The sequence below is a fragment of the Algicola sagamiensis DSM 14643 genome (assembly GCF_000374485.1).
In the GTDB taxonomy this organism is placed as follows: Bacteria; Pseudomonadota; Gammaproteobacteria; order Enterobacterales; family Alteromonadaceae; genus Algicola; species Algicola sagamiensis.
In genome coordinates this window covers 1-24,908 of record NZ_KB894514.1, presented here as the reverse complement: position 1 = coordinate 24,908, position 24,908 = coordinate 1, and the positions used below count along the sequence as shown (strand labels likewise).

35 protein-coding genes and 1 pseudogene are annotated in these 24,908 nt (G+C 44.9%); 6 read left to right on the top strand and 30 right to left on the bottom strand.

The genetic code is table 11. The features are described 5' to 3' along the window. The 23 genes and pseudogenes from C505_RS25015 to C505_RS0120060 form a co-directional block, all read right to left on the bottom strand. Window positions 1–152: pseudogene (locus tag C505_RS25015) on the bottom strand (IS256 family transposase); the annotation flags it as partial. Between the two features lie 73 nt (window positions 153–225). Further along, window positions 226–2,337 carry a hypothetical protein gene (locus C505_RS0120160; protein WP_018694455.1) on the bottom strand — a complete coding sequence of 704 codons (2,112 nt, stop codon included), beginning with the start codon at window positions 2,335–2,337 and terminating at the stop codon, window positions 226–228. Window positions 2,338–2,584: 247 nt separating this feature from the next. Beyond that, window positions 2,585–3,571 (bottom strand): phage late control D family protein, encoded by a 987-nt coding sequence (locus tag C505_RS0120155; protein ID WP_018694454.1) that lies wholly within the window; start codon window positions 3,569–3,571, stop codon window positions 2,585–2,587. Further along, the gene (locus tag C505_RS0120150; protein WP_018694453.1) at window positions 3,562–3,768 is read right to left on the bottom strand and encodes a tail protein X; all 207 of its coding nucleotides are present in this window, start codon (window positions 3,766–3,768) and stop codon (window positions 3,562–3,564) included. The genes C505_RS0120155 and C505_RS0120150 overlap by 10 nt, the downstream gene beginning before the upstream one ends. Further along, complete coding sequence (locus C505_RS0120145) at window positions 3,765–4,175, bottom strand: phage tail protein (protein WP_018694452.1); 411 nt, start codon at window positions 4,173–4,175, stop codon at window positions 3,765–3,767. The genes C505_RS0120150 and C505_RS0120145 overlap by 4 nt, the downstream gene beginning before the upstream one ends. A gap of 7 nt (window positions 4,176–4,182) precedes the next feature. Then, on the bottom strand, window positions 4,183–6,588 hold the full coding sequence (locus C505_RS0120140; RefSeq protein ID WP_018694451.1) for a phage tail tape measure protein: 2,406 nt from the start codon (window positions 6,586–6,588) through the stop codon (window positions 4,183–4,185). Then, a complete protein-coding gene (locus tag C505_RS24150) occupies window positions 6,576–6,704 on the bottom strand; it encodes a GpE family phage tail protein (protein ID WP_018694450.1) in 129 nt (42 codons plus the stop codon). Before C505_RS24150 ends, C505_RS0120140 begins: the two co-directional genes overlap by 13 nt. A 17-nt stretch (window positions 6,705–6,721) precedes the next feature. Next, window positions 6,722–6,976: a phage tail assembly protein gene (locus C505_RS0120130; RefSeq protein ID WP_018694449.1), complete on the bottom strand. Its 255-nt coding sequence runs from the start codon at window positions 6,974–6,976 to the stop codon at window positions 6,722–6,724. 4 nt (window positions 6,977–6,980) lie between these two features. Further along, complete coding sequence (locus C505_RS0120125; protein WP_018694448.1) at window positions 6,981–7,487, bottom strand: phage major tail tube protein; 507 nt, start codon at window positions 7,485–7,487, stop codon at window positions 6,981–6,983. After that, window positions 7,480–8,646 carry a phage tail sheath subtilisin-like domain-containing protein gene (locus tag C505_RS0120120; protein ID WP_018694447.1) on the bottom strand — a complete coding sequence of 389 codons (1,167 nt, stop codon included), beginning with the start codon at window positions 8,644–8,646 and terminating at the stop codon, window positions 7,480–7,482. The genes C505_RS0120125 and C505_RS0120120 overlap by 8 nt, the downstream gene beginning before the upstream one ends. 3 nt (window positions 8,647–8,649) lie before the next feature. Next, complete coding sequence (locus tag C505_RS23180; RefSeq protein ID WP_018694446.1) at window positions 8,650–8,910, bottom strand: hypothetical protein; 261 nt, start codon at window positions 8,908–8,910, stop codon at window positions 8,650–8,652. Then, window positions 8,907–9,584 (bottom strand): hypothetical protein, encoded by a 678-nt coding sequence (locus tag C505_RS0120110; protein ID WP_018694445.1) that lies wholly within the window; start codon window positions 9,582–9,584, stop codon window positions 8,907–8,909. Before C505_RS0120110 ends, C505_RS23180 begins: the two co-directional genes overlap by 4 nt. Beyond that, on the bottom strand, window positions 9,574–10,107 hold the full coding sequence (locus tag C505_RS23175; protein WP_157369246.1) for a phage tail-collar fiber domain-containing protein: 534 nt from the start codon (window positions 10,105–10,107) through the stop codon (window positions 9,574–9,576). Before C505_RS23175 ends, C505_RS0120110 begins: the two co-directional genes overlap by 11 nt. A 21-nt stretch (window positions 10,108–10,128) precedes the next feature. Next, window positions 10,129–10,791, bottom strand: coding sequence for a phage tail protein I (locus C505_RS23170; RefSeq protein WP_018694443.1), 663 nt, complete (start codon window positions 10,789–10,791; stop codon window positions 10,129–10,131). Then, entirely contained in the window at window positions 10,788–11,624 is an 837-nt protein-coding gene (locus C505_RS0120100) for a baseplate assembly protein (protein WP_018694442.1), read from the bottom strand. Before C505_RS0120100 ends, C505_RS23170 begins: the two co-directional genes overlap by 4 nt. Then, window positions 11,621–11,950 carry a GPW/gp25 family protein gene (locus C505_RS0120095; RefSeq protein ID WP_018694441.1) on the bottom strand — a complete coding sequence of 110 codons (330 nt, stop codon included), beginning with the start codon at window positions 11,948–11,950 and terminating at the stop codon, window positions 11,621–11,623. The genes C505_RS0120100 and C505_RS0120095 overlap by 4 nt, the downstream gene beginning before the upstream one ends. Continuing rightward, complete coding sequence (locus C505_RS0120090) at window positions 11,950–12,543, bottom strand: phage baseplate assembly protein V (RefSeq protein ID WP_018694440.1); 594 nt, start codon at window positions 12,541–12,543, stop codon at window positions 11,950–11,952. Before C505_RS0120090 ends, C505_RS0120095 begins: the two co-directional genes overlap by 1 nt. Further along, window positions 12,543–13,073, bottom strand: coding sequence for a phage protein Gp37 (locus tag C505_RS0120085; RefSeq protein WP_018694439.1), 531 nt, complete (start codon window positions 13,071–13,073; stop codon window positions 12,543–12,545). The genes C505_RS0120090 and C505_RS0120085 overlap by 1 nt, the downstream gene beginning before the upstream one ends. After that, window positions 13,074–13,517 (bottom strand): phage virion morphogenesis protein, encoded by a 444-nt coding sequence (locus tag C505_RS0120080; RefSeq protein WP_018694438.1) that lies wholly within the window; start codon window positions 13,515–13,517, stop codon window positions 13,074–13,076. After that, window positions 13,517–13,972: a gp436 family protein gene (locus C505_RS0120075; RefSeq protein WP_245556387.1), complete on the bottom strand. Its 456-nt coding sequence runs from the start codon at window positions 13,970–13,972 to the stop codon at window positions 13,517–13,519. Before C505_RS0120075 ends, C505_RS0120080 begins: the two co-directional genes overlap by 1 nt. Next, window positions 13,936–14,280 carry a hypothetical protein gene (locus C505_RS0120070; protein WP_157369248.1) on the bottom strand — a complete coding sequence of 115 codons (345 nt, stop codon included), beginning with the start codon at window positions 14,278–14,280 and terminating at the stop codon, window positions 13,936–13,938. The genes C505_RS0120075 and C505_RS0120070 overlap by 37 nt, the downstream gene beginning before the upstream one ends. An 11-nt stretch (window positions 14,281–14,291) precedes the next feature. Next, a complete protein-coding gene (locus C505_RS0120065) occupies window positions 14,292–15,191 on the bottom strand; it encodes a Mu-like prophage major head subunit gpT family protein (protein WP_018694435.1) in 900 nt (299 codons plus the stop codon). A gap of 1 nt (window position 15,192) precedes the next feature. Continuing rightward, on the bottom strand, window positions 15,193–16,170 hold the full coding sequence (locus tag C505_RS0120060) for a phage protease (RefSeq protein WP_018694434.1): 978 nt from the start codon (window positions 16,168–16,170) through the stop codon (window positions 15,193–15,195). A 203-nt stretch (window positions 16,171–16,373) separates the two neighbouring features. Here C505_RS0120060 and C505_RS23165 point away from each other — a divergent pair, with 203 nt between their 5' ends. The 4 genes from C505_RS23165 (at window position 16,374) to C505_RS0120040 (ending at window position 17,686) form a co-directional block, all read left to right on the top strand. Next, complete coding sequence (locus tag C505_RS23165; protein ID WP_157369244.1) at window positions 16,374–16,679, top strand: helix-turn-helix domain-containing protein; 306 nt, start codon at window positions 16,374–16,376, stop codon at window positions 16,677–16,679. After that, entirely contained in the window at window positions 16,648–16,815 is a 168-nt protein-coding gene (locus tag C505_RS24145; RefSeq protein WP_018694432.1) for a CCRG-2 family RiPP, read from the top strand. The genes C505_RS23165 and C505_RS24145 overlap by 32 nt, the downstream gene beginning before the upstream one ends. Before the next feature lies 1 nt (window position 16,816). Beyond that, complete coding sequence (locus C505_RS0120045; protein WP_026318117.1) at window positions 16,817–17,413, top strand: hypothetical protein; 597 nt, start codon at window positions 16,817–16,819, stop codon at window positions 17,411–17,413. Window positions 17,414–17,479: 66 nt separating this feature from the next. After that, window positions 17,480–17,686: a hypothetical protein gene (locus C505_RS0120040; protein WP_018694430.1), complete on the top strand. Its 207-nt coding sequence runs from the start codon at window positions 17,480–17,482 to the stop codon at window positions 17,684–17,686. Here C505_RS0120040 and C505_RS0120035 read toward each other — a convergent pair. Both C505_RS0120035 and C505_RS23160 read right to left on the bottom strand, forming a co-directional pair. Next, the gene (locus tag C505_RS0120035) at window positions 17,683–18,453 is read right to left on the bottom strand and encodes a phage head morphogenesis protein (protein WP_040440406.1); all 771 of its coding nucleotides are present in this window, start codon (window positions 18,451–18,453) and stop codon (window positions 17,683–17,685) included. The genes C505_RS0120040 and C505_RS0120035 overlap by 4 nt on opposite strands. Then, window positions 18,440–19,933: a DUF935 domain-containing protein gene (locus C505_RS23160; RefSeq protein ID WP_018694428.1), complete on the bottom strand. Its 1,494-nt coding sequence runs from the start codon at window positions 19,931–19,933 to the stop codon at window positions 18,440–18,442. Before C505_RS23160 ends, C505_RS0120035 begins: the two co-directional genes overlap by 14 nt. Window positions 19,934–20,084: 151 nt before the next feature. Between C505_RS23160 and C505_RS0120025 the strand changes: the two genes are divergently transcribed. Then, window positions 20,085–20,657: a hypothetical protein gene (locus tag C505_RS0120025; protein ID WP_157369240.1), complete on the top strand. Its 573-nt coding sequence runs from the start codon at window positions 20,085–20,087 to the stop codon at window positions 20,655–20,657. Between the two features lie 3 nt (window positions 20,658–20,660). On the opposite strand, the gene terL is transcribed toward C505_RS0120025, so the two are convergent. The 5 genes from terL to C505_RS0120000 all read right to left on the bottom strand — a co-directional run bounded on the left by terL (window position 20,661) and on the right by C505_RS0120000 (window position 23,543). Then, on the bottom strand, window positions 20,661–22,154 hold the full coding sequence (terL, locus tag C505_RS23155) for a phage terminase large subunit (protein WP_169337076.1): 1,494 nt from the start codon (window positions 22,152–22,154) through the stop codon (window positions 20,661–20,663). Between the two features lie 8 nt (window positions 22,155–22,162). Further along, a complete protein-coding gene (locus C505_RS0120015; RefSeq protein ID WP_018694425.1) occupies window positions 22,163–22,699 on the bottom strand; it encodes a hypothetical protein in 537 nt (178 codons plus the stop codon). Continuing rightward, a complete protein-coding gene (locus tag C505_RS24620) occupies window positions 22,686–22,847 on the bottom strand; it encodes a hypothetical protein (protein ID WP_018694424.1) in 162 nt (53 codons plus the stop codon). The genes C505_RS0120015 and C505_RS24620 overlap by 14 nt, the downstream gene beginning before the upstream one ends. Before the next feature lie 82 nt (window positions 22,848–22,929). After that, window positions 22,930–23,127 (bottom strand): hypothetical protein, encoded by a 198-nt coding sequence (locus tag C505_RS0120005; RefSeq protein WP_018694423.1) that lies wholly within the window; start codon window positions 23,125–23,127, stop codon window positions 22,930–22,932. Window positions 23,128–23,129: 2 nt separating this feature from the next. Next, entirely contained in the window at window positions 23,130–23,543 is a 414-nt protein-coding gene (locus tag C505_RS0120000) for a M15 family metallopeptidase (RefSeq protein ID WP_018694422.1), read from the bottom strand. 147 nt (window positions 23,544–23,690) lie between these two features. Here C505_RS0120000 and C505_RS0119995 point away from each other — a divergent pair, with 147 nt between their 5' ends. Continuing rightward, entirely contained in the window at window positions 23,691–24,617 is a 927-nt protein-coding gene (locus tag C505_RS0119995) for a DUF2971 domain-containing protein (protein WP_018694421.1), read from the top strand. Window positions 24,618–24,908: the final 291 nt, after the last annotated feature.

Below are 24,908 nucleotides of genomic sequence, written 5' to 3'. Positions count from 1 at the left end.
CCATCCACTTGAAGCGTTTCGTATTGTGCCAACAACTCGGCCACTTCAGCTTCAATGGCTTTCGCGAGGAGCGCTTGTGCCCCTTGCTTTAAAACGTCGTTCAGTGGATCTATTTCTGGTGATTTCAGTGGCGATACTTTATGATTTGTCATGTGGTGTTTCTCTTTGTTGACTATTGATTTGCAAGATCAATCAACAGATTAGCACCACATTCTTTTTCTCACCTCATACACCAGAAATCATCATAGCTCTCTGACGCTTTGTTTTTGCTTTAGGTAGCAACCCTATTAGATGTGTGTACGGATTGCTGCTCTTGTCAAATGCATCTAAATACAGTACGAATGGTATATCTTCATCACGAAACTCTTTTCTATCGATTGATGAAATGTAATACAATAGATCCCGTTTGTGCCTTATGGTATAAGCACCTCTGGCAATATAAAATATAAGCTGAATCTTCCCTTCATGATTCAATAGGTCAAAAAACGCAGGTCGGTGATCAATAATCTTTGTTCTCATCTCTTTCTTACTATCGAATAACACTGATGCTAATTCATCTTGAGTTTTTTTATCAACATTCAATAGGTCCAAACTAAGCGGTAACAAATCATATTCACTTCCAGATTCCATTTTTGAAGTCAAGCGATTAATAATACTTTGCCAGTAACCGTTCATTGGTAACATTGGAGGAATAGCATCAGGAGTATGGAGCTGTTGATTTTTGTATGAGTCAACATCAGCTGAATAACCTGAAATATTTGAATTATTTATCTCAAGCGGGTTAAAGTTGAACCTATTTTTTAAATACAAGCCGAGCAAGTCCATTTCATCCCCATTATGGTAACTCATATCTGCCAATTTCTTCCGCTTGAGAAAGTAGTTGATAATCTCTAATGGAGAGTTTAATACTTCGAAAATAACCATTAAGTCAGCGATATGAATGACTAAGCTATCCAGCGTTTGATTTTTTGAGAAGACATTATGATAACTTTGGAAACTTGAGCTTGAACCTAAGTCAGCCAATATGACAATGAGCTTAATTGTCCGAAAGACTTTACTTGTATCCAAAGCTTGATTCGATTCACTTACTTTTTTGGGTTCAAGTTTTTTTACATCTCCGGCTTTCCCAATACCTCCTACAATTGAAGTATTTTGCCCATTGCCCTTATAGATATTTCTACTAAAGTAAGTTTTCAACGCGTTGATATTGCCTTGCCTAGCTTTTTCTCCAAGTCGGCCTGACTTTGACTCAACAATAAACAACGTTCCATAGTATTTTACTATTAAATCAGCCTCACAACTGTGATCGCTTCTTGAGTCAATATAAGTCTGTTTGGCCAAAAGGTCTGCATTCGGGAATGCTTCCTTAAAAATTTCCCCGACCTTGTCTTCCGTGTACTTCGAGATTCTTTTTTGTACATTCCTATCCATAAATGAGTGATCTATAGACTCAACAAGATATTTAACAATATCAAAAATATTAGTTGTTAAAAGGTGGATTGAAGATAAGAAATAATGCCCTTGCTGAATTCGAATGAACGGCTTCTTCCATATCGGATTACTGAGAATATAACTTTCACATGTACCCCGTAAGTCACCAAAAGATAAACTAAGCTTATCAAGCAAAAATTCAACTTCATTTACATCTACTTCAAACAGCTCCGAAAGTTCACCCGACCTAATAGAAAATAAAGCAATGAGTTCATCATTATCATGGCATAACAACTCTTTAAAAATATACTCTCTATTATAATTTTGAGCTTTCCATTCAAACCACAATTCATAAACTAAAGGTGAGAAAACAACCCTGAAATAAAATAGCTCTATTAAGCGAGGTAAAATCAGTACATTTACCCCTGTCTTCTTAAGCATCGAAGTTGATATTGGTTGAAATAAACCATAGGTTATTTCCAAAGTCTCGCTTAGATAAGCCCAATTTCTTCGGTATTGACTGCTGAGAGCCATTAAATGAGCAAACTTATTTTCTTCATGAGTTTTGTTCTTATCATAGTTTTCTTGAGCCTTTACTCTGCTAAAGCTGCTGTGAATTTCTCTCAATAGAGATAGAATCTCATCTGATCTATTACTTATTTCTTTGTAATGTTTGAAGCGTTCATGACTTCCAGGAACTTCTAAAAAAATTGACTGTAATAATTCAATATCAAGATCCCCAACACCTCTTTTATTGGGGTTATGATCAACTGGTGCTGATGATGGGCCAGCTAAAAAAGCAATTGAGATAGCTGTCAGAAGTTTTAATGGATCACTATCATGAATAACTGATTTTAATTGTTGGAAACTTTTCTCGTATTCTTTTATGTCTAGATCTTTATCCATAATAATAGCCTTGGATATGAGTACACTTTTTGTAGGGATGTATAAATAGATGACGAGGAGCCTCGTCGGGTTGGAATCTAGTTACAACAAGAAAAGAGTTGTTTTGATTTTTGTATGTTGAGTCCGTTTTTATACATTGCGTTGTAGATTTTCGTAAAAAGTAAAATATTGTAAATTCGAAAATGATCTTAATTTATTGATAAATAATATAAAATACAACTTTATTACTAATTTAAAGTGTTGATGGTCAACCAGAAACAGTTTTACATAAATACCCACCATCCCCAACTTCATGTTCCACCTGCTGGATCACATACCTCCCATCCACACCAGAACGAAAGCGTTCAACTTCAACAAATGCACCGGCCTGAAAGTCGCTTCGACCAAGACATTCAAATTCCAGTTGTGAACGACCTCGGGTAAACACTTCTAGTTTTGATTCCGCTGCCTTTGCTGCGGATCCAGCGTCTTTGTATTTACTGCGGAGTTTAAATACAGGCTCCCCTTCACCAACAGTAACTTTAATTGTTTCACCTTTGTCATGGTCTCGGTATTCAGCTTGAACACTGTGAAAGCTGCCGCGCTCAGCAATGGTGATGCGCCATGTGATCACATCGGTTGGGTGAAGTTTGATTGTTGGTAGGTCTTGGCCGGATGCTGATTTGGCTTTACCACGTTTTACAAAGAGCAATGCACCATTTGCTGGCTTAAAGGTCGCGCCTGCTTCTCTTGCTAACCGGGTTAAGAAATTCAGGTCACTTTCTTTGGTTTGATTGAGTACTTCATAACTGAGCGACTGGAAGTCTTGGCTAACCTTCGCTGACATCCGGTGTTCATCAGCAATAGCCTGAATGATTTCTGTGAGCTTGATCCGTTCTGGTTGTTTACCTGGACGTTGCCATTTGCGGGTTTTGGGTGCTTTTAAGGATTGGAGCATATCGGCTGCTTTTGCGCGAATACTCATTGTATTGGGTGGGCCAGATAGCTCGATTTCATCAACTGTAAACTTTCCCATGTAACGCAAGCCATTTTCTTTGTAACCCAAATGAACTTCAAGCTCAGCACCTGTTTGTGGTAACTCGATATCATGGTTTGCATCATCCAAGCGAATATCGAGTGTATCCGCGTTGGTCTCAATCACATCTATCACGGTAATAGACAGTAATCTGGATTGGATCTGTCGGGTGATGTCGGTTTGATTCGCAATGACTTTAAACGCTGGCGTTAGTCCCATAACCGAATGCTCTTGCTCGTTTGTGGCGGTGTGTAATCGGGTAGCTTGATAATGACCCCAGCAGGCAGTACAGGACCGTGATCGGCAAGGCCCGGATTGGCTTGCAACACAACTTCCACGGCACCTTGTGTCACCCCATAGTGAAACCACACAATCTCATCCAACAACTCACCTGCAATCGTCGTGTACTGGCTCATACATCTTCTCCAAACTTTCTCAGGCTCAACGAAAAAGAGACCTTCTTTGGAGTCCCATCTCTGCTCAATTGTTCCTGTTCCTCTGTGATGGACTCAATCGCAAACTTGCCAAACACCTCACCCGTACCTTTGACCAAAATAAACGGCTCACCTTTGCCAGCCTCTTCACGCATCGCATCCAGTTGTCCGAAGCCACCGCGAAAATGAGGGTAAATCACACCAGAGATTTCTAATGTGTCCTCACCCGGTCCCAGGAACTGCAATCCGGGTTGCTGTTGGAGCCTGTCCAGCTGCGCCCAACGGTAGTTCGTTGTCCGGTTCTTGTTTTGATACGTGGCAGTGTTCAAGCTAAACCGATATCGTTTTTCTTGTTGTGGGTTGGTTAAGATCAACATGGTGTAAGACATCGCTACCTCAGTTCACATCAAAAAGTGCCGCGCGATTTTCAACTTGTTCTTTGCGCTTCGCAATCCGAATTTCTTCTTGAATAATGCGTCGAGCGAGTTTTTCAGCGTTTTCCCCAGGCAGCTGATTGATTATAATGTCGCTTTGATGATGATTGGTAATGGTTGTCCCTTGCGTGCGGATTGGTTGAACCGTTGTGGGTGCTTCTTTTGGTCTGAGTTGCATCTTTCCAGAGATGTTCGGCTCTGGTATTTGCTTCACCACTTGGGTAATGGACTTGGAAACATTGAGATCCAGTTCTTTCTCATTCTCTCCAAAAAATGAACCAAAAAAGTCACTGACACGACTGACGACTTTGATCACGGAGTGAATTGCATTTGCAACAGCTTCACCAAATTGGCGACCTGCTTCTGTGGCACTTTTCAGCTCTTCTTTGGTGGCGGTGATGGGTGTTAAAAAAGCACTGACTTTTTCTGTGACCCAGCCAATAACATCACCAATTTTTTCAAGCACTGGCTGAATGGGTTTCAGTGACTCTTGAATTGGCGCAGCTGCAGACTTAAATCCTTCCACAACCCCAGAGATAAATGCTTTGACCCGATCCCAATACTTGTAAATGGTATAGGCCGTGGCTGCAACCGCCGTGACGATCAAGCCAAAAGGAGTTGTCAGCATGGCAACGGACACCGAGAGCAACCCCTTGGTCAAAAGAGCCAGTGGCTTAAGCGGTAATAGCAATCCTTTCGTCAGATGCTTTAATCCTGCAAACATAGTTTTGAATGGATGCTTTCGCATCGACCGAAACGTGCTGCGAATGCCCTTTGCGAAGGCAGGTAAAATGGCCGTGGTTGAGCGAGTGACTGAGGCATTGAATGTTGTGATGGCCTTTTGAGTTCGCAAAAATCCAAGCTTTGAGGTAAGTAGAGCGCCCTGGATAAAGCTGGCCGCATAGCCAAATGCAATCATGGCTATCTTGCCTGTGACCAGTGCTGTTGTCAGGCCAATCACAGCTTTAGTTACGACCGGGAAACGCTCAGAAAGATCCGCAATGGTGCTCGCCACCTTCGCAATATTTTGCATCAGGGCATTAAGTGTGGGCAGCAAGGTTCGACCGATGGACTCAGCCAAGATAGAAAGATTGGAGCGCATCACCGCCATTTGGAATTTGGCTGTGGCTGATTTTCTCGCGTATTCATCCGTCACACTGCCGAGGTACTTTTTACGACTGGCGACTAAGCTCATCGCTTTATCATAGGATTTGAGGTTATTGACCAATGCACCAGCGGCGCCCAGGGCTTCGTCACCAACAATCACTTTAAGTAATGACAGCTGGAGTTCATCCGGTGCATCGCCAATCGCGGCCAGGACATCTCGGATCGTACCAGCGGCGTCTTCCTGCATGTTTTGCGCAACTTCGGAGGCTGTAAAGCCAAGAGATTCTAAAGCTTCGCGCGTCGGCTTACTGGCCTTTTCACCTTGAGAAAGTGCGCTGAGCAAGTTTTTCATGGCTGTTCCTGCCGACTCCGCATTCGGTGAAACGCCATCCATTGCCGCAGCAAGGGCCGCTGTTTGTTCTTTTGAGAACCCAGCTTTTAAGCCAAGCGAGCCAAAACGAGAGGTGATCTGCGTGATATTTTTCGCATTGGATGTGGTGTTATCACCGAGGTAATTGATGGCATCACCAAGTTCTCCAATTTTACCCAGACCTAAGCCCATCGACGAGACAAACTTGGTGATATAGCTGCCTGCTTCATTGGTAGAGAGTTCAAAAGCCACCGCCATCTGCTCAGAGACTTTGGAAAACTCAAGCGCCTGCTTTGCACCAAAGCCAATCTTACCTGCTTCTGAGACCAATTTCGCTACACCTGTTGCACCAAGTGGGCTTACCTTTGCAATCTCGTTGATGGCCGTTCGCATGGTATCGAAATCAGCATTGGCGACATTCTTGGTGACATCTGTCATCGCATCTTCAAAGTCCATTGCAGCTTGTATGGGCTTTGAAAATGCATACCCTAACGCGATGGTATCAATGAGCTGACCACGCAATTCTGCCCGTCGATTGGCGTTCGCCTGGAGCTTGTCAGACGTGGTTTGAATACGTTGCTGGAGTTGGTTAATTTTATTGAGGCGTGCAACGTGAGAACCCAGCACATTATTGAGCGATTGATAGACCTTCTTTAATCGCTCGCCTGCATGAATCTGCTGTACAAGCCTTTTGCAGCTCTCCCGAATTGATGAGACAACCCGTTTGATTTTTCCTTGCAGGTTTTGGGTGGATTGGCCGAGCGTTTGTGCCTTCTGGCTGGACTTGGTAAATTGCTGTGCCATCCGACCCATTGACTCAGATATCTTGCGCCCAGGGCGGGTGATCTGGTCAACGGCACGAATAACAACCGAGGTGATCAACGCTGACATGGTTCACTCCCTGAACGCATCATGGCTTGTTCATGCCACAGTGCAATGTCGTCGAGATCCAGATCCCAAAGCTCCGATGGCGGCCAGTGAAATACCGCAGCGATATTACCAAGCATGGTGTATAAGTCGCCCTCTAACCCTTTCCCATCATCTCTTCGCACATCTCACCCAGCTTCTTTAAATCTTCGGCATCCATTTCATCAATCACGGAAGGTGGAATGCCTGCTAAGTCTGCGAAAAACTCATAGCTCTTCACCAGCTCATCTTTTTTCGAGAGCTGCATTTTCTTGATGTCTTTTCCCTTGGGACGACGCAGGTTCAGTTGATTGGTTTCAACACCATCGATGTTGACGGGGTAATCTAATTCAAATGGAATATCATGGCTCATGATTTTAAATTCCTAACATGTTTCGTTCATCTTCTAAGAAATCGACAAGGCCGATCCTTCTGATGTAGTTCGGGATATCGATATGAATGGCGGGAATGCCATCAATCAGCAAGGTGTAAACCCGAGGGGCAATCAGGACTTTCAACGCTGATTTTTCCTTACGTTTCCAGCTGCCCATATCTATTTCCTTCCAGGCACCCATTAAGTTCGCCACAACGGGTGTTTTTTCTTCTCCTTGAACCATCACGCCCCTGCAAGATACATTGACGAAGTTTCCAGGCAGCAGGCCGAGCATGGCAAACAACGCTGGGTCGTATTCATTGATCAAAAAGCTCGCCTCTAACTTTTGCATCCCCATATCGATTTCAATCGGTGCATCCAAACCACCCCCATTGAATTCTTCTGTATCCACGGCAAGTTTTGGTAAAGTGATCTCTTCGACGCGTCCGGCATAGCTTTTACCATCCACGTACAAGTTCATGTTTTTGAGGAACTGCGGTATGTTAGCCATTGACGACCCCTTTCATATATTCATTCGTGACGCTGCAATGAAACACAATATGTTCCGCAGGTGTGGGTGGGGTGAATTTGATGTTGAAGTAGGCTTTACCCGCAGCAATATTCGCAGGTGTATTCAAGTCCGGATCTGCCCAGCATTCACCACCCAAGATTGCCCCGATGTTAATAAGATTGCGCAGATAGGCATTCACCGACTCTTCCACCATTTCGGTAAACAAGGTCGTGATATTGCGATCCACCGCCCAATCTAAAGCGCGTTGCACACTCTCTTGAATAATATCCGCGGTGCGCCTGACCTGTAGAAATGCCCATTTGGGATCGCTTGAACAGGTCCTGTTTCCCCACAGGAAAAAACCACGCTTTCGGATCAGTGTCGTGATCTCATTTTCATTGAGCAAATTGGCGCGAACATTTGGATCACCCTGAATAAAGTGAATGGTTCGCTCAGAGCCAATGATCCCATTGATTTCTTGGTTGGATGGGGAATGCCAAAAGCCTCTTTTATTGTCCGTTTTGGCAATCAAACCAGCCACTCGAGGACTCAATGGTTGGATGGTTTCCAATCCCGTTTGCGGGTCTTTGACCTTCACCGCCGGGTCCACCAAGAATATCCGGCCAGAGCCAAATTGATTGCGATAAGCAATCACATCGGTATCATTCGTACTGGGACCATCGGCGATCACAACTGCGCGTAATCGCTCTGCAATGCCGACCATTTCAGTGACAATACTTTGTTCGTCTGTAAAACCAGGCGCAATCAGTAATTTGGGCTGAGCACCACAAGAGGCTGCACTGGATAGAAACGCGTGAACACCTGTATATTCACCAGTATCTGTATCGACACCGCCTTGTATCAGCGCCTGTTGCTTGGCAACATCATCATCCGTGTCCACACGGATCACAACGACCATCGCCCCTGTCTGGTCAAAGATCCCATCCATTGCACCGGGTAAGGTTCCGGTTTTTCCAAGCTTTGCGGCTTCTTTTAAACTCCCCGCAACAAGGACAGGAATATTCAATGGGAACTTGCTTTTATCTGCATCGGGTGCGGTCCCAATTATACCAATGACAGATGATTTCACAGTGCGAATGGCACGTGGTGCATTATCCAGCTCGACGATTTCAACACCATGTTGGAATTGTTCTGGCATGGTTTATTCTCCTTCAATCGGATAGCGGGATTTAATGGTAGCCACAGCGTTTTGCCATGCTTGTTTCTTGGCATCCGTTTGGTCATACTGCCATTCCATAAACAGTGGATCGGACTGCGCCTCATAAGCGTTTCGGCGAAGTTGCAGAACTTCCGACTGTTCATATTGCAGGGTGTAACTTTGTGGGCTGCCGTAAATCTTCAGCTCATGAGCGGTCAGTGGACGGCCCGAGTAAATGATTTCGTTGTTCTTGATGATTTTCATTGGCGCACCTCAATTCCAACCCCGAAAATCTCTAAGTCGCGCTTGCCTAAATTCAAAACGCGCAGCGTGGTCCAAGATAAGTAATTGCGCCAATAGAAGTTGGTGATCTTCAATTGGTTCCGGTCCTGATATTTATCGCCCCAATCCCGGCCAGAAATATCATGTATAGGGTTATCCTCTTCTCCCAGGAGTAAAAACGGCTCAGTAATAGAATCATGCGGGTGATAAGCCTCTTGGGCTGTATTCAATCGCAGCATGTGCACCTTGGTATGCATGGTGGCGGCCACACTGCCTGCGACATTCACCAACAAATTCAGATAGGCGTGCATTCCGTCGGGCAACGGTACTTGGTTAAACCCATTGGCAAACTCCACAATATCTGCAAAACACACCGTCCCATCGCTTTTCGCGGGTGTGTAATCCGCGGGCATATCGTAGGTGTACTGGGCAATTTCGTTCTCAGATAAGCCTAAAGCCGGAATAAAGACTTTCTCCGGCAAGGCTACATAGTGGGTAAATCGAATATATTCACTGCGTGCATTGTGAATAAAGTTATCCATTCGTGCTTCGGCTGCTGTGACTTTTGAATCAATATCACCTATTTTGTCCGTAACGGTTTCGGTCAATTGATTTGCAGCCAATGTCAGGTTGGTAATGTCTTGTTCAAGTGCCATGCGTGAGTCCTAAATCCATTGAACGAAAAAGTTGTTTGAGATGGCGGGTCATATTGCTGATTTGCACGGTTGCCATTCTTGCCAATTCCGGCGCGATCAGGATGTTGAAATCTGGGCCAGTATCGATGATGTTCACCGAATTATCGGGTAGACCTGTCAGGACCAAACTGGCAGAGACAATCACCCCCGTATCCGCTGTTTTTCTGGCGATCACTTCTCCTTGGGCGGAATAAACACAAAGCAATACACCCGTTGTGGAATACACGCCCAATTCACCTAAGTCGTATTCCTGCTCGCTTTCATCGACGACCGTAAAATTGATTTGATTCGGGGCGACACGTTTACCGCTGAGCACATTAACCCGGCTTCTTTCATCCATGAGTGCCGTTTGGTTTCCGTTGGGTTGGTAAATGCCTGCGCCTAAAGCGATAGCACCAATCAGGGTTTCAAAACCTCGATTGTTATCGTTAAAGACCGCCTGCAATCCTGCACGGGTCATGGTGGGACGGAGAACTTTGCTCACATGTATACATTCCAAGGAAGATCATGCGTACAATTTTGCTATGACATATCGACGCGAGTTCAGGTGAAAAGCTGCACTGAGTCCCATCTCCAGCGGTGCAGGTTGCACTGGGATTGTTTGGGCTTCAATACGGACATGATTCATCACTCTGGCGGATGCAGCAATACCAATGCCCGCGTCAAATTTTGCTCCCACTAAGAATTCGTAATGAGAACGCACAGGCTTGATTTTATCGACCACATTTCGAATAGCACTGTAGAGTTTTTCGTTTAAAAAGATGCTATGGCTGGTATAAGGATTTTCATTCGCCCAGGCGACAAACACAAAGGTATGCGGAGTGCTATCGTGAATGTGTAAAAGCGCGACATCATCGGTCGATTCAAACCATTCCAAAAAGTCCACCGTCACGCCTAGCGCCGATAATGCTTTTCTCACAGCGCCAACCGTCCCTTTGTGGCGATGAATTCGCGCAGATTGTTTGATCACTGCACGTTTCATATGCTCAGGCCATTGGCTATCCCATTCATCAACAGATAAGGACCAAGCCAACCAAGGCAACAATGCTTCTGGACAGTGATCCGGGTTCCAGACTTTACCAAGCGCAACCGGGATATCACTGACTCTTGCGGTCGCCTCCACCATCGCACGTTCTTGCTGTGTCGCATTGCTCGGCAATAGGTTCATGAAGCCGTCCTTACCTCTATTTGGGTGCAAAACCCTGCTTTATCCTCGTTCATGATCAAGTCTTGAGTTGGGGTAATTAGTTTTACATTTCGAACCCCAGGCTGATGCAGCGCAGCCAATAAACCAGACTGGGTAATGTCATGCCCAATTTGATGATGGGTTTGCGCGTAAGCGGTCACGGCTTTTTTTGCTTGCGCTGCAACAACGGATTGGTCTGGTCCTTGGTAAAAAGACAGATCAGCGACAATTTGATATTCATGAATTTGAGCAGGCATGACCTGAACATGGTCGGTTAGTGGGCGAACATCTTCATGACTCAAAACGGCGTTCACTGTGGTGAGTAGTTCATCGGAGGGTGTGCCATTGCCTTGATGAGATAACACGACAACAGACACCACCCCCGGACTTGGGCTGTTTACATGGACATCCTTCACCTGACTGGAGGCAGAGAGCGCATGAAACTGATATCCCGCAATCGGTCCTGCTGTACTGAGCCCTTCAAATGCAAGTTGTATTCGAGTGCGAAAAGCCGGGTCTTGTTCATTCTCGTGACGACTGAGACCAAACAAAGCACCCAAGTTATCCAGATCATGCTTGTTGGCATAGGCAAGCATCACAGAGCGCGTGGCATCATTCACCCGTTGCCTAAGGAGTAATTCGCGGTAGGCTGCGACCTCTAAAATCTTCGTTGCTGGATCTGACTCAACCAAGGCGTTAAATGATGGATCTCGCGATTGTAAGTCGCTCAACATCGCTTGAAAGATGGTTTCATAATCCAGCTCCTCGACCACATTCGGCGCTGGGAGTTCTGATAAATTAATCGGTGTATTCATAGTTGCAGCCCTTGCAATGTCACATGCTTTTCCTGGTAAAGCCCCATCAAGTCCATTTCAATTCTGCCACTGATGACGCGAGTGACTTGGATATTTTGTAACTGAAATCTTGGCTCCCAGGTATCGAGTGCTTCTGCTGTGGATGCATAGATCTCAACGATGGTTTCTTGATTGATGGGCGCATCGACTAACTCAAATAAGCGGCTGCCATAATTGCGCCGCATCACCCGGCTGCCACGTGGCGTTTTTAGGATATCCACGATGGATTGACGCAGATGGGCGATCCCTGCAAGCGGCTTTCCTGTTTGAATGCACATCCCTTGCATTACATTTTCTCCATACTTGGTTGTGTTTGCCCTGGGCCAGATTGCACGCCAGGGTGCTTATGCTTGTTATAAATCTTTCTATCTGCATCCATGCTGCGCGTTTTATCAATGATGTCCTGTTCACCTTTGATATTGTCCGTAACGTGTAAGCGGCCGTTGATTTTAGTATCACCTGTAATCTCTATTCCCCCATCAGAAACCAGCTGAATTTTACCACCGCTGGGTAATGTGGCTTTAAGTTGGTTCGCCTCCCTGTCATATTCAATCACAGCACCATTTTGATATTGCACCCGATGCACAGAAGTGCACTTGTCTAAAGCTGGAAACTGATTTTGGTAAAGTGCCGGAAGCACAACTCCCAGCTCCGGATCCCCATCCGGACAGAGAAGGACAACCTGCTCACCTACCTCGGGCGACCAATATTCGATATCATTGCCTGCTCTACGCGTCAGCCACGGAAGCCAGCCTGTTTCTAATTCACCAGAAACCACTTGTACCAGGGCGTTTTGTTCATCGACATTAGAAATACTGCCAATCAAAATCAGGTTGGAAAGTTGGCGTTCCAGCTCAGATAAGCGAAATAAAATATCCATTACTTTATCTGCTCATAGTTAGGGGCTTGACCGAAATCACCCTCATCATCCGCTAAGTAAAATTCCGAGGGCGTTTGACCACCAGACCACACATCCTCTCCCAAAATCACCACCTGTTCCCAGGTGATCACCCACATGGATAAACCTTCTCGGTCCAGCTGAGCGTTATACAGATTTTCCGCTTTGACCTTTTCGGCTGGATGTACATTTTCCATCTCCCACATCTGACTAGGTATGAGTGCAATGAGTCCTTCTACCAGTTCCAAAGAAACATCGGCTTTATTCCTTCCGCGTTGAGGCTTCGTCACGACAAATGCAGCCAATCTCGCTTTCGCTTCCATTTCCCCAGTTTCGGTCTCTTCGATATTGGCGCAGCCCATCAAGACAACCCGGATCGCAGGTAGTGCAATGGTTTTGCCTTTCATTTCTTTTAAGTTCAACGCACCTGCATGGGTACTCACTTTGCTCTTTTCCCCAAGTTCCGCAGAAATGGTGGCAACAATGCGTTGTTGTAACGTATCAAGCATCATTTAGTTTCTCCAAAGCTGCTTGAGCCAATCATCGACTACCGATTCGATATCTCGCTTGTCTTCATCCCCAAATCCTAAGAAAGGCCTTGCTGGGATACCTTGGGTTTCATCACCAAACTGATGACTGGCTGCGTAAATCAAATTGGTGCCGATCTCCGCGCGTTCTGCATCAAAAAGTGATTGAATGGAATCGAATAAGTGGCCTTCGTGTTCAAGTAGTGACTGGTTTTCATGGCGAGACTGAGCATACAATTGCGACCATTGCGGCCAGGGGGAACCATCCGGTGCGGCTTTATCTTCTTCAATCCTTGCCTTGGTCTGGTCCTCACTCAGCCCAGCAATTGCACTCAATAGCTCGGTTTTATCTTTCGCTTCGTCAAAAAAACGCTCAATGGTGAGGCTGGCGGTTTTAAAGTCTTCGAATTCGACCTGAAATTGTGTCATCACCACCCCCTTAAATTCTGCCGGGTAAATAATCGTGGGGAGTAAGAAACAAGTCCCCCAGGCGTTTTCGTAGGTTCATCCGGTTGTTGAATCGGAAGATCGGTTTTGCCTGCGGTGACACGCTCAAGCCAAGAGATGGCATCATCATAACGTGTCCGGCGCTCTTCTGTTGCCACGCCTGCATCTTCACTCAGCCAATACACAGCGATATCAACACAGGCTCGACTCAATATTGGCAGCGTTTCCATGATTGGGAGTGTGTAGCGCGTTGCAAGGTAGGAGTTCATCAAATCGGAAGCATCAGACAATGACCGCTCAATGGCGGCCGTGTCTAATGTGTCATCCTGATTGCGATCCGCAATGGTGTAGAGAAAATCTTCGCCATAGCGTTTATCGATATCATCCACGGATGCATAAATCATAAGGCTTCCAATCGTTCTTGATATAGCTGCCATGCTTTATCTCGTTGTACGCCCGAAATATCCTTTTTCAAAATGGCTTCAACGTCTTTCACATTGGGCTTTTTCTCAGGATTGAGCATCCCGATTGCCTCGGTGATCTCTTCAAGAAACGCTGGCGGCGTATCATCAATCGGCTCTTGATTGCCTTCTGCGATGACTAAGCGTTGTTCTACCTGGATTGCTTTTAAAGCTTCTTCGGACAAAGTGGCTGTCTCAATCGTGACACCTTCATAAGGGAAGTAAATCCCACTGCGACGAAAGCCGGGCTTCACCTTGGCGCGGATAAACAATTGGTCTGTCATCATCTGCTCCCTTAAATCAACCAAGGTGACACAACGACTTTGACGATCCCTGAATTCGGATTATCTTCACCCCCAGCAAGCTTCTCTTTAACAATGGCATTGGCCTTGGTGCGAAGCTGTGGTGGGACAACCAAGGTCGTCGGGGTGATCCCAAGCGGCCTTCCTTCATCACTTGTGTAACTGCACATGGTGTCAAAAGCATGGTCGAACGCATCCGTCTTTAGCTCTTGTTGACTCGCATATGCCATTTGCCAGAAGCCAAAACCCACATTACAGCGAGAGTCCACACCGTAGCGGTACTGCTTGTTCATAAAGACCAGCTCGTCTTCTTCTTTGGTCATGCTGACAAACTTCGGCTTTTTACGCTGTTGGAAAATCAGTGGCTTGATGGCACGACTGGTATCGAGTAAAAACCAAGGGGCTTTTGGGGAGCTGCCGCCATCATCAAAGTTAGAAACACTCACTTCTGAGCCTGCTTGACCCACAGGGTGATCGGTATCAAAGAAGTTCTGACCATCAAAACAAAGTTCATTAAATCCTTTTTTCAACAACCCGAAAGTCAGTTCATCCGGTTGTGCTGCGGCTGCACGACCCATTTCCAAAAAGAGCGGAGAATAAATCCCTAAGTTATCATCTTCGATGTCGTTTCTATCAACCCCAATTGTGCTTTCAAAGTCTTTGTTGAAGATCTGGTAACCGTGGGCTGCCATATCTTTGATCACACGCTCGCCAATCCATTCTCGAAATTGTGGGAACTGTCCCAGCCAGCCGTAAGTATTGGATGCAGAAGATGAGGGAACGACACTCGCAATTTGCTGATATTGCGATGGGGCCATACCCAGCCCTTTTTGAAACAGGCTTTGGTAACCCGTGAACAAGCTACGCAGTAAATTTGGAGTAATGATTGCCATGTTACTTGTCCTCACCTAAGTTCTTAAACTCTTTCTCAGACAGGCCCAACAACTGACACGCTTCTTTATCATCCTCAGATAAACGTGATGTATGCTCTGGTGTCTTTTTACCATCTAACCCACTATCCCCTGCAATCTCTGGGGCTGCTTTGACATACGCTTGAAAGCGCCCCAGTCCTCCTTCCTGTTGGCAGTTTGCCCGGTGATAATCTGCGGTTGCCGGGGTGATCACACCTGCTATTAATGCGCTTTCGATTTCCTGTTCTATTTTCTGATTAAGCGACTTCTCTTCGATGTCCTTAATTTTTTGTTCTGCTTCCTTTGCACGATTGAGAGCAACATCATGATCTGCACGTGGTACAAACTTCTCCAGGCTGGGATTTTGTGCGTGGTTGAGCGCCTTCTCTTTATCAGTTTTGAGTGTGTTGATTGCATAAACGGCCTGTTCTTCGGTGCTATCAGAAGACAGGCCGAGAACGGTTGCGATTGCAAGTGCAAGAGCCATTGGCTTTTCTCCGGTTGATTGGCGCTGATTGAGCGCAGTGAGATGTAAATTTGGTTGATTGGTGAGCCCTGCTGAGCACAGCTTTTTGATACGGGTTGTTTCTCTATCTACGAGAAAAACAGGTGACAAATAGCGATAGGACTTTTCTTTAATGAGCTTTTTGCCTTGTGCATTCCACTCAACGCGCCCCCATATCGCATTCATTTCCCGTACTTCAATTTCCTTGATCCAACCGACAGCGGGTGCGGGTTCACCATTTGGGGCTTTAAACTCTGTGGCATGCTCAATATCAATTGGGAGATCAGCGCCATTATGGTTAAATGCCTGGATCAGTTGGTAAGGGGAATCATTTACCCAGTGACGAGCGTCGCGGCCAACAACATGTTGTCCAGGTGGGATCAGCTCCACCCAATCAGGAATATTTCCATCATGCGTGCGTAACTCTGTGTTTAAGGCTAAGGTATTTTCTTTCATGCACGCTACGTTAGCGTGGTGGAATTTTGATATTCAGGGGAAAAGCTGCACTGTGTTGCGGTTTTGACCTCAGAATAATTGGCGATTGTTTATACAAACTGGGTACAGAAGTAGGGATTAAATTAATACCTTGCCCTTATATTGCTGTAAAATTTGAGAAATATGCGTGAAGAGCAGTTCATTTTATGGTGCTTTTCCCCGTTATGAATACGAAAACGCGCGACAAAGACCGTAAAAATAGCTTAGAGTATCAGGGACAGATCTTACGTGAAGCGCGTAGGGATTCTGGCCTCACCCAAGAAGAACTTGCGGAAATACTCGATTGCTCTGTACGTCATATCCAAAACATTGAAGCAGGGAAGTGTGATCCTTCATTTAGCCTTGTGAGACACTGGATGCAAGTCACCAAAGACTGGCGTTCCTTTTTCTCATTTCTGCAAAAACCGATCATGCCCCTATTTAACCGGAGATATGTACATGAACAACGAACAGAAAACTCAAAAAACTAACCAAGTCAAAGAACTTTCCCTAGAAGAATTAAAGAACATTAATGGGGGAGGAACAGGAGTGGGTGGTGACTTCCCAGCATTACCTAAAGCTGCTCACTCAGTAGCAGTGGTGCAAGAAAATATTGATGAGGGATGAAATGAATGATTCAATAAGATTTCTTTTGCACACTATCGCTTTATTGGTGGTAGTGTGTTTGATTGGATGGGGTCTCAATAGTCAGGGCTATCAGCTTTTTACTACACCAGGTTTTCTAATAGCGGCATTATATTTATTATTGCTGCACTGGAAAAACAAAGCTGCGAGGATGATTACATTGATTTATACCGCAATGATGGCGGTAAATTTAATAGGATCATGGGCATTTGCGAGCAGTATCTATTCAGCATTAATATATGGAGTGGTGTTTGATTTAGTTGTGAGGTGGCTTTTCCTACACTACGATGTCGTGGCAAGTTGGTTTAAATATGAATTACCGAAAGGATCAAATTTCTTCCAAGTATTTGCTATTGGCCGCATCTACCTTGCAAGTGCAACGTATAACATACTTTTACTACTCGCTTTGATCCCATATAGCTACTTTGAGTACCAAGCCCCAGCAAAATTCTTACATGAGTGGCTTGTTCCCTTAAAAATCCTTTTAAGCGTATTCATTTACCTCAACATCTGGTCATTATTGTTTGATGCAAACTCACTCAAAAAACTACACCAAAGTACCAGAGAAAACGTAGCCTAGATCGTGTTCATTAGATATTAAATCCACTACATTCAAGCGTCCGTATTCGTATGTAGTGGATTTTTTATGGATAAAATAATTACAAGAAAGATCACTTCGCCTTTCGGACCATTTCAAACAGGAGATATCGTTTTACTCGACTTAAACCAACAACCACAATTCGGCGATTACGCGCTATTTCATTTCAACACTGAGTATGAATGGATTGCTCAGGTCTCCCAAGACAATCAACGTCATGCAACGGGTAAGGCAATTTTTATCGGCCATACCTAATTCTCTTCGGTGCTGGCTAGCCCCAGCTTTTCTAAAATACCTGCAAATGCGGCACTGAACTCTAAATCCTTCTCTCGGGCATATTGTTTGGTATGTTCGAGTTTTGATTTCCCAGGGTTGTAGTTCCAACCTGGGTCTACACCTTCTGGCACTAATTCCGTTTTCCCTGTGCGCTGATTGGTCCAAGTCTGGTACTCCAACTTTGGCGACTCTGATACACCATACTTTAACGCCTCCGCTTCTGAGATTTGCCGAGCCCGGCATTTACAGCCCCAACCATTAGGCGGCATATGGGTGTTCCAGAATGGATCGGTGATGGGCAATACATAGCCTTTGAACTTCACATGTTCTTCGCGGTGTTCTTTCGATGGCCCTAAGCTGTATCGTAAATACGGAAGTGCTTTTTTGCGCTGCTCGAACCGCTGCCATTGACCAGCACTGCGGGCAACTCTGACATTCGTATCAAAGATGATTTTAAGCCGCCTGGGGGTACCAAGCTCCACTAAAGAGCCATCCGACATCAACACTTTGCCAATCCAACCTTTACGGGCAAGTAGTGGTACTAACTCCTTTTGAAATTGTGCATAGGGTTTACCCTCTCTGAGCGCTTTATCAATTGAATAGCGAATATCAATCAGGATGTCTTTGCACATGGCTTTGGCGACTGTGAATGACCGAATATGTTCTTCTTTCCACACATCACGATGATCCCAACCCAGCTGATAGCCTTTATCTAGTAAATATTTGAGTGCTTCAATTGGTTTCATCTTCACCCTCTACGCCTTCGACATAACCGACAAATCCAGCTTGTGATAATGCACTGGTGATCTGCTCAGGGTTCATTTGAGACAAAAGCTGTGGCAGTTTCTGCAACAGAGGAGCATAGTCATCCGCTTGTGCCACAGCCTCAATCACCGGCTCAATGATTGGGTTCATTTGCACTTCCCAATCATCCAGCATCAACTCAGAAAACTCATCCGCTTGCGCTCGATTGAGTACTTTTCCACACGTGCATTGCTGATGATTTGAAGCGATATCTTGCGCTTGAGCAACACCTAAAGTTTCAGAGTCCTTTGTTGGCTCAGATAAGCCCAACTTTGCCCGCACTTCTGTTGCATCGACCTTTAACCCCAAGGGGACTAATTTTTCTAAATTCGATGCCAGTAATTCTAAATCTTCTGACTCGGGCAGGCGCAGAACCACTTTTGGATAAACTTTTTGAGGACCAAAGTTGATGTCGATAAAGGGGCGGATCAAATCGCGGTTGATGGTATTTGCCAACTGCTTGGCATCCGATTCAATGATATCTTGCCGGACTTCATTATGGACTTTCGCTTGTGCCAAACTAGAACCATTATCAGAGGTCATCGTCTGGCCTAACACAGCCTTGGATACCTGCTGATCAATCCACTCAACCAACCTTGCAAACACCTCTGCCCCATTTGCAGCCTGGGCGACTTGGTGAAATTCAATTTGCATGGAGTCAGGCAACACAGCTGCGGCATCTGAGCCAATATTCGCAACCGCTGTTTTCACGATGTCGATATCTTCTTTGCTAGCAGCACTGCCATACTTTCCGACGCGAAGCGGCAGGCCATATACTTCAATAAACGCCAGCCAATCTTTCTTACCATACATTTTGCAGAGATAAGCAAACGCCACCAATCGCGCTAAACCACCTCGCAGTGTTAAGCCGGATTTCAACTTGGGACGATGCACGATAAATTTGTATTGAGGGAGCGGTATGCCATTGACCGGATCTACTTCATCCAACAATCTCAATTCTTCGGGGTTTTCCTGGCTGAATGCAAAGAAGCGCGGATCACGCCACTTATATTCCTTGGGTTGCCAGTGCTGGCTTTGTTTATCCCATATGATCTCAAGCGCACTAAACCCTTTACCCAAAGCGTCTAACGCATCCGTGAGCATGTCAGCAAATTGTGGTGTCGCAATCATGTCGCGGACAGATTGGGCTAACTTTTCAGATTGGGGATCTTCACCAATCGACTCAACGATAGGTTCCAAGCTTGCAACAGCCAGTTTTCGTGTACGCAAGACACTGGAGTAATGCGGATCGCGCTCTTCCATTTCTTCTGCAAGGGTAAGATACGCATCAAGACTGCCCTCGTCTGCTTCTCGCAATATGCTGGCTAATCTGGCAGGCGTCAGGCCACTGGCAACTAAGCCCGGCCCCCAAACATTACGAATATGCGTTGGCGCTGCGATTTCTTTGGTGAGTTTGGTCATGGTTAAGCCTGATTAGAACAAATACCGCATTATCGGGTGGGGCTCTTTTGAGGCTTAGGTGAAATGGTGCACTGGTTAAAAAATGACAGCAATGATAAAGACTGATAAAATGCATAACTTTTGTTCAGGGTCGTGTTGTCAGGAAGTCGTTTTGAAGCAGCATATTAATTACGCAGTCACTTCTCTTCTGTGGTTTTTCTTTTTGGTTGGTATCTCAAATGTCATTTTTATGGCAAATTCTGACTTTGTTTTTACTCCTTTTTTTGCACCTGAAATTTTTACTCCAGAACCTTTTTACAAAGGACCGGACCTAGGCTATGACCCAGAAAGAGACGTCTCATACAGTCTCGTATATGGTAACAACTATTATTTTTTAACAATAATAACTAGCATTCTGATATACCGACGTTACGAAACCCTTAAGTATTACGGAAAGCGTATTGGCTTTGTCCTCGAAACTATCGGCAATTTCTTATACGCCATTATTGGCCCATTTGTAGCCTTCATCTTCATTCGATACTTCATGACCGGAGAGTTTATTATCAGTATTTTTGGTGGATCTCCGCAACCAGAAGAAGCCCTTGATCACATGATCGTTCAAACTATGATTATCTTTGGGTGTGTAATAATCTGCGTATCAGCGTTTAGCTATTATCGATTATTCCTTAAATACAAAATGCTTCGAGAATGGCTAGAGAAACGTAAATTGGCTTCTGGTGAATAGTCCTCACCAAGCCCCACCTTTCCTCAAACCTGTCGGCTTCACCTTTTCATATGCAAAGTGCTGCTGATTGCTTGAAGCCCATTTAAGGAATTGACTGGTGCTGTCTACTTGGTCGTCATGCTCGCATAGTGGGAAAGCGAAGATCTCTCTTTCGTAGTCTGGCAGCCATGAAGCCGCTTCTGGCATAAATACCTTTCCGGCTTCAAACTTCGCTGACTCTGCTGACATCCGCGTGATTTTGTCTCCTTCGGGTTCGATGGCAATCACAGGTAATCGGGTGTTTGCTTTGAACTCTTGGATCAGCGACTGGCCACTGGCTTTGTCTTCAATCAAAATCGCGGATGGTTGCCACTTTTGCGCCAAGCTGATTGCAGTTGATTTTAGTGTTGGAAACTCCACTTTCCCGCACCAGACATCTAACAGATAATACGCCAGTTTTGTTTCTGCCCAGGTGGTGCACACGGACGGGTCGTTAATTTCATTTGCTTTATTGGCTGTATCCCAGGACTGAACGATCCGGATTGGATTTGCAGGTGGGACACGATAGCGAGAGACCCAAGTACGCTTGATCATCCCGCCCTCTGCTGGTGATGGTCGTTGCTGATACAGTGCATCCCAGTTGCGCGACCCTTGGGTGATCCGCTCTTGCTTCCAATGTGCCTCTGAGAACCATTCCGTCCAAAGGTATTCCCTTTGCTTTCGCTTAAGTGGATCATCGTCACGCTCACACTGGGCTTGCAGGCAGATCACATGCCAGTCCTCGCCATCTTTTGCCTGGATAGTACCGGACTCACCTGCGTAACCGTTTGGTAGTATACGCCCGGCCAAATCATCTTCATGCCAGCGGGTCAGTATCACGATGATCCAACCGTTGGGTTTTAACCGGGTGCGAAGGTCGGATAAATACGCCTCCCATGTTTTGTTTCGAATAGTTTCACTCTCTGCCTGCTCACGACCTTTCACTGGATCGTCGATGATCAGCCCATCAGCACGATTACCCGTGATACCCGATAAAATACCTCCGGCCATGTAAGTTGATTCGTTGGTGAGTGACCAGTTATCGACGGCTTTGTTATCCTCGGTCAGTCCTGTATTAAACACGCGCTGATAAGCAGGAGAACGAGTAATTTGACGGCATTTTCGACCAAATTTCCGCGCAAGGTCGCTACCGTATGAAGTATTGATAATATTCTTTTTTGGGTTCTTCCCCATAAACCAAGTGGGGAAAACAACCGTGGCATAGGTGGACTTGGCAGACCCAGGCGGCATAAATACCATCAGGCGTTTGATCTCACCGGATTCTACTTTTTCCAAGGATTGATTGATCAGTTGGTGGTGCTGGGCAGGCTCAACATTATCCGGGTAAAACAGCTCGCAATCGTCATCATCATTGACCGGAACACCTGGGATTTCGATATAGCGGCAATAGGCATCTAATGAGCGCGAGGCGACTTTTGCAAGTTTGGCTTCCAATAATGCCAAGTACTGCTTTTTCATACCTGCGCTCATGCAAGCTTCCGTGCAATCTCTTCTATCCTGGCATCGATTTCACTCTCTGACATATCCTTGGTATTGGCCTGTTCTGGATCATCCAATCCACGAATACGCCTGATGACCTCCACGTTATACTTGTTACTCTCCGTCAGGACTTTTAGATTCTTCGCATCAAATGCCAGCATCTCCATTGTCGCCGGGGTTTGCTGTATTCGCTGCAAAGTCTGATTCACGATCTCAAGGGCAAGGCGAGCATTGCGAAGCCCAATATCCATATCCTGAATATCATCCAGCGCCGCTATTTCAATCGCCTCAGATATCGTCACCGACTCTTCTTTATCCTCTGTCAGTGGCACGCCTGCATAATGGGCCTTGACCATTTCCCGCTTGATCTTCGTGCCATCACGCAGCCAGCCAAACTTCTTGGCTCGGCGGCGAATGGTTCCCTCGGATGTGCCGTGATCTCTGGCAATTTGCCGGATAGAGTGCCGATTTGCGCGGTACTCACTTTCCACAGATAACCAATCAACAGGTTCAGCTTTTGCCATCATGTAATGCCTTGTCTAACTCATCCACTAACTTGTCATCCAGCTTATTTGTGGTCTTCTTGGCAAGCTCCTTAGCGATGATCATCAGCGCCTTTTTGAGGAATCGCTCGGTCAGAAACCGGGTCGTCATTTTTAGAATTGGGGTCATAGTTTTTCTCCTGTCAGAAGTGTTTGAAGTCGTTGCATCAATATTCTGCTAACTTCGTGATTTTCAATTCAGGTGAAATCCTTCACTCCTTCTTCAACTCTCGCTTTCTATCCAGATGTGCAGAAACATCCACATACACCCGAACCGCACAACTGACGATCCCTGCAACCACACCAAATGCGGTCAGCCATTCCATTGACGTCCAACTGTTATGTGCCATCAAACTGACACCACCAGTGGTAACACTGGCGCTATATGAAACGACCTGTTCTTTGTTCATCCTCAAGCCTTTATCAGTTCGAAATGTGGCAAGTCCATAAAGGTCTGATCATCCGTTTTCGTATCTCTATCCCAGTCACCACCCCAGCGGATCAGGTGGGTGATTTTCCCGGATTCATAAAGGTGCTGAGCAATACCCATAACGGTTCCTGCGAAGTAATAGAATCGCTGCTTGTTCTTCCAATCGATGGGGTAAGGGACAACATCCACCGCCATTGATGGCAATGTATTGTGCTTTGACTTGGGAAACTTGAGCTGTGATTTCCCTTCAAGAAATACTTGGTTTTGGTCTTGCTCATCACGATGGCCACAGAGGATTGAGCAGTCAAAAACCTTCACGACTTCTTCAAAGACCAGCTGCAAGTCTGGATGGCATGTATTAAGTCGCTCTTGTGAACGGATGCTGAATTTGGGCATGTTGTTTGTCCAGGGAATGAATGGTGGGGATATTTTGAAGTGGGTGATTGGGGAGGTTTAGGGGAAATGGTTCACTTATCAGCAAATTGATGGATTGCTAGCCATGCAATCACTTAGCAAAATACTCTTTTTCTAGAAGGGAAAGCTATGAATATTTATCACTACACTTCAGCTGAAGGACTAAAAGGGATCTTATTTAGCCAGTCAATCTGGATGACAAACATCAAATACCTAAATGACCACCAGGAGTTACAACATGCTATAAGCATATTAAAGCAAGGGGTAATTCAGAGTGAAATAGACAAATTTTGCAACGATAAGTTCCCAGTAGAAGAAGCAAGACTTTACTCGGAAATGCATATGAAAGCATTAATAGCATACCTGGATACAATTGACGAACGTTCCCCTGTTTTCGTTACTTCTTTCATTACGGAAAGAGATTATCTTCGTCAGTGGATGTCTTATTGTTCTAAAGGTGGATATTCAATTGGTTTTGATGAAGCCAATATATCAAACAATATCTCTTTAAACAGAGCTGAACGAATAGATATTCGACATGTTAGCTACAAGAATAACGTAAAACTTACTCATAGCTTTAAGAATAAATTTAATGCATACCTGTTAGTGTTATCAGACGCTGTAACTCAATCTCTAAAAGACGCGAAATTAGATATAAATAAAGCAGTTTCTAACTTCAAAGCAAAGATACAAGAGCTAAGCCCTGAAATATTAGAAATATTTGAAGACTTTGCGAAAGAGCTAATGCTGACAACTTCCTACCAAAAAAATAGTCACTTTGAAGATGAAAAAGAAGTAAGGATTTCTTGTATTGGCAATAACACCAATGATAAGGCTAACCAATCTAACACCAATAACAGAGTAAACTTTTACTCAAAAGGTAATTTATTAGTTCCATATATCCCTTTTCATTTTGAAAAAGAGGCAGTCACCGAAGTGATTATTGGTCCTAACATAGATCAAAGACTCGCGATAGATTCATTGAAAAGACTGAAAGAATCACACGAATATAATTTCGAAATTAATGTTTCAGAAGCCCCATTAAGAACTTTTTGAGAAAACTCTATTTACTTTTTACTAACCAAGCATCAGACATTTGCTTTAAAATCATGCAATTAATCTTAAATCATTGACATGTACCGATGATGAGAATGTAATATCCGACAATGAACCTGGGAAATAAGGGAGATTACATGAGCTATGATGATTTCTGGTGTATGAGGTGAGAAAAAGAATGTGGTGCTAATCTGTTGATTGATCTGACAAATCAATAGTCAACAAAGAGAAACACCACATGGCAAATCATAAAGTATCACCACTGAAATCACCAGAAATAGATCCACTGAA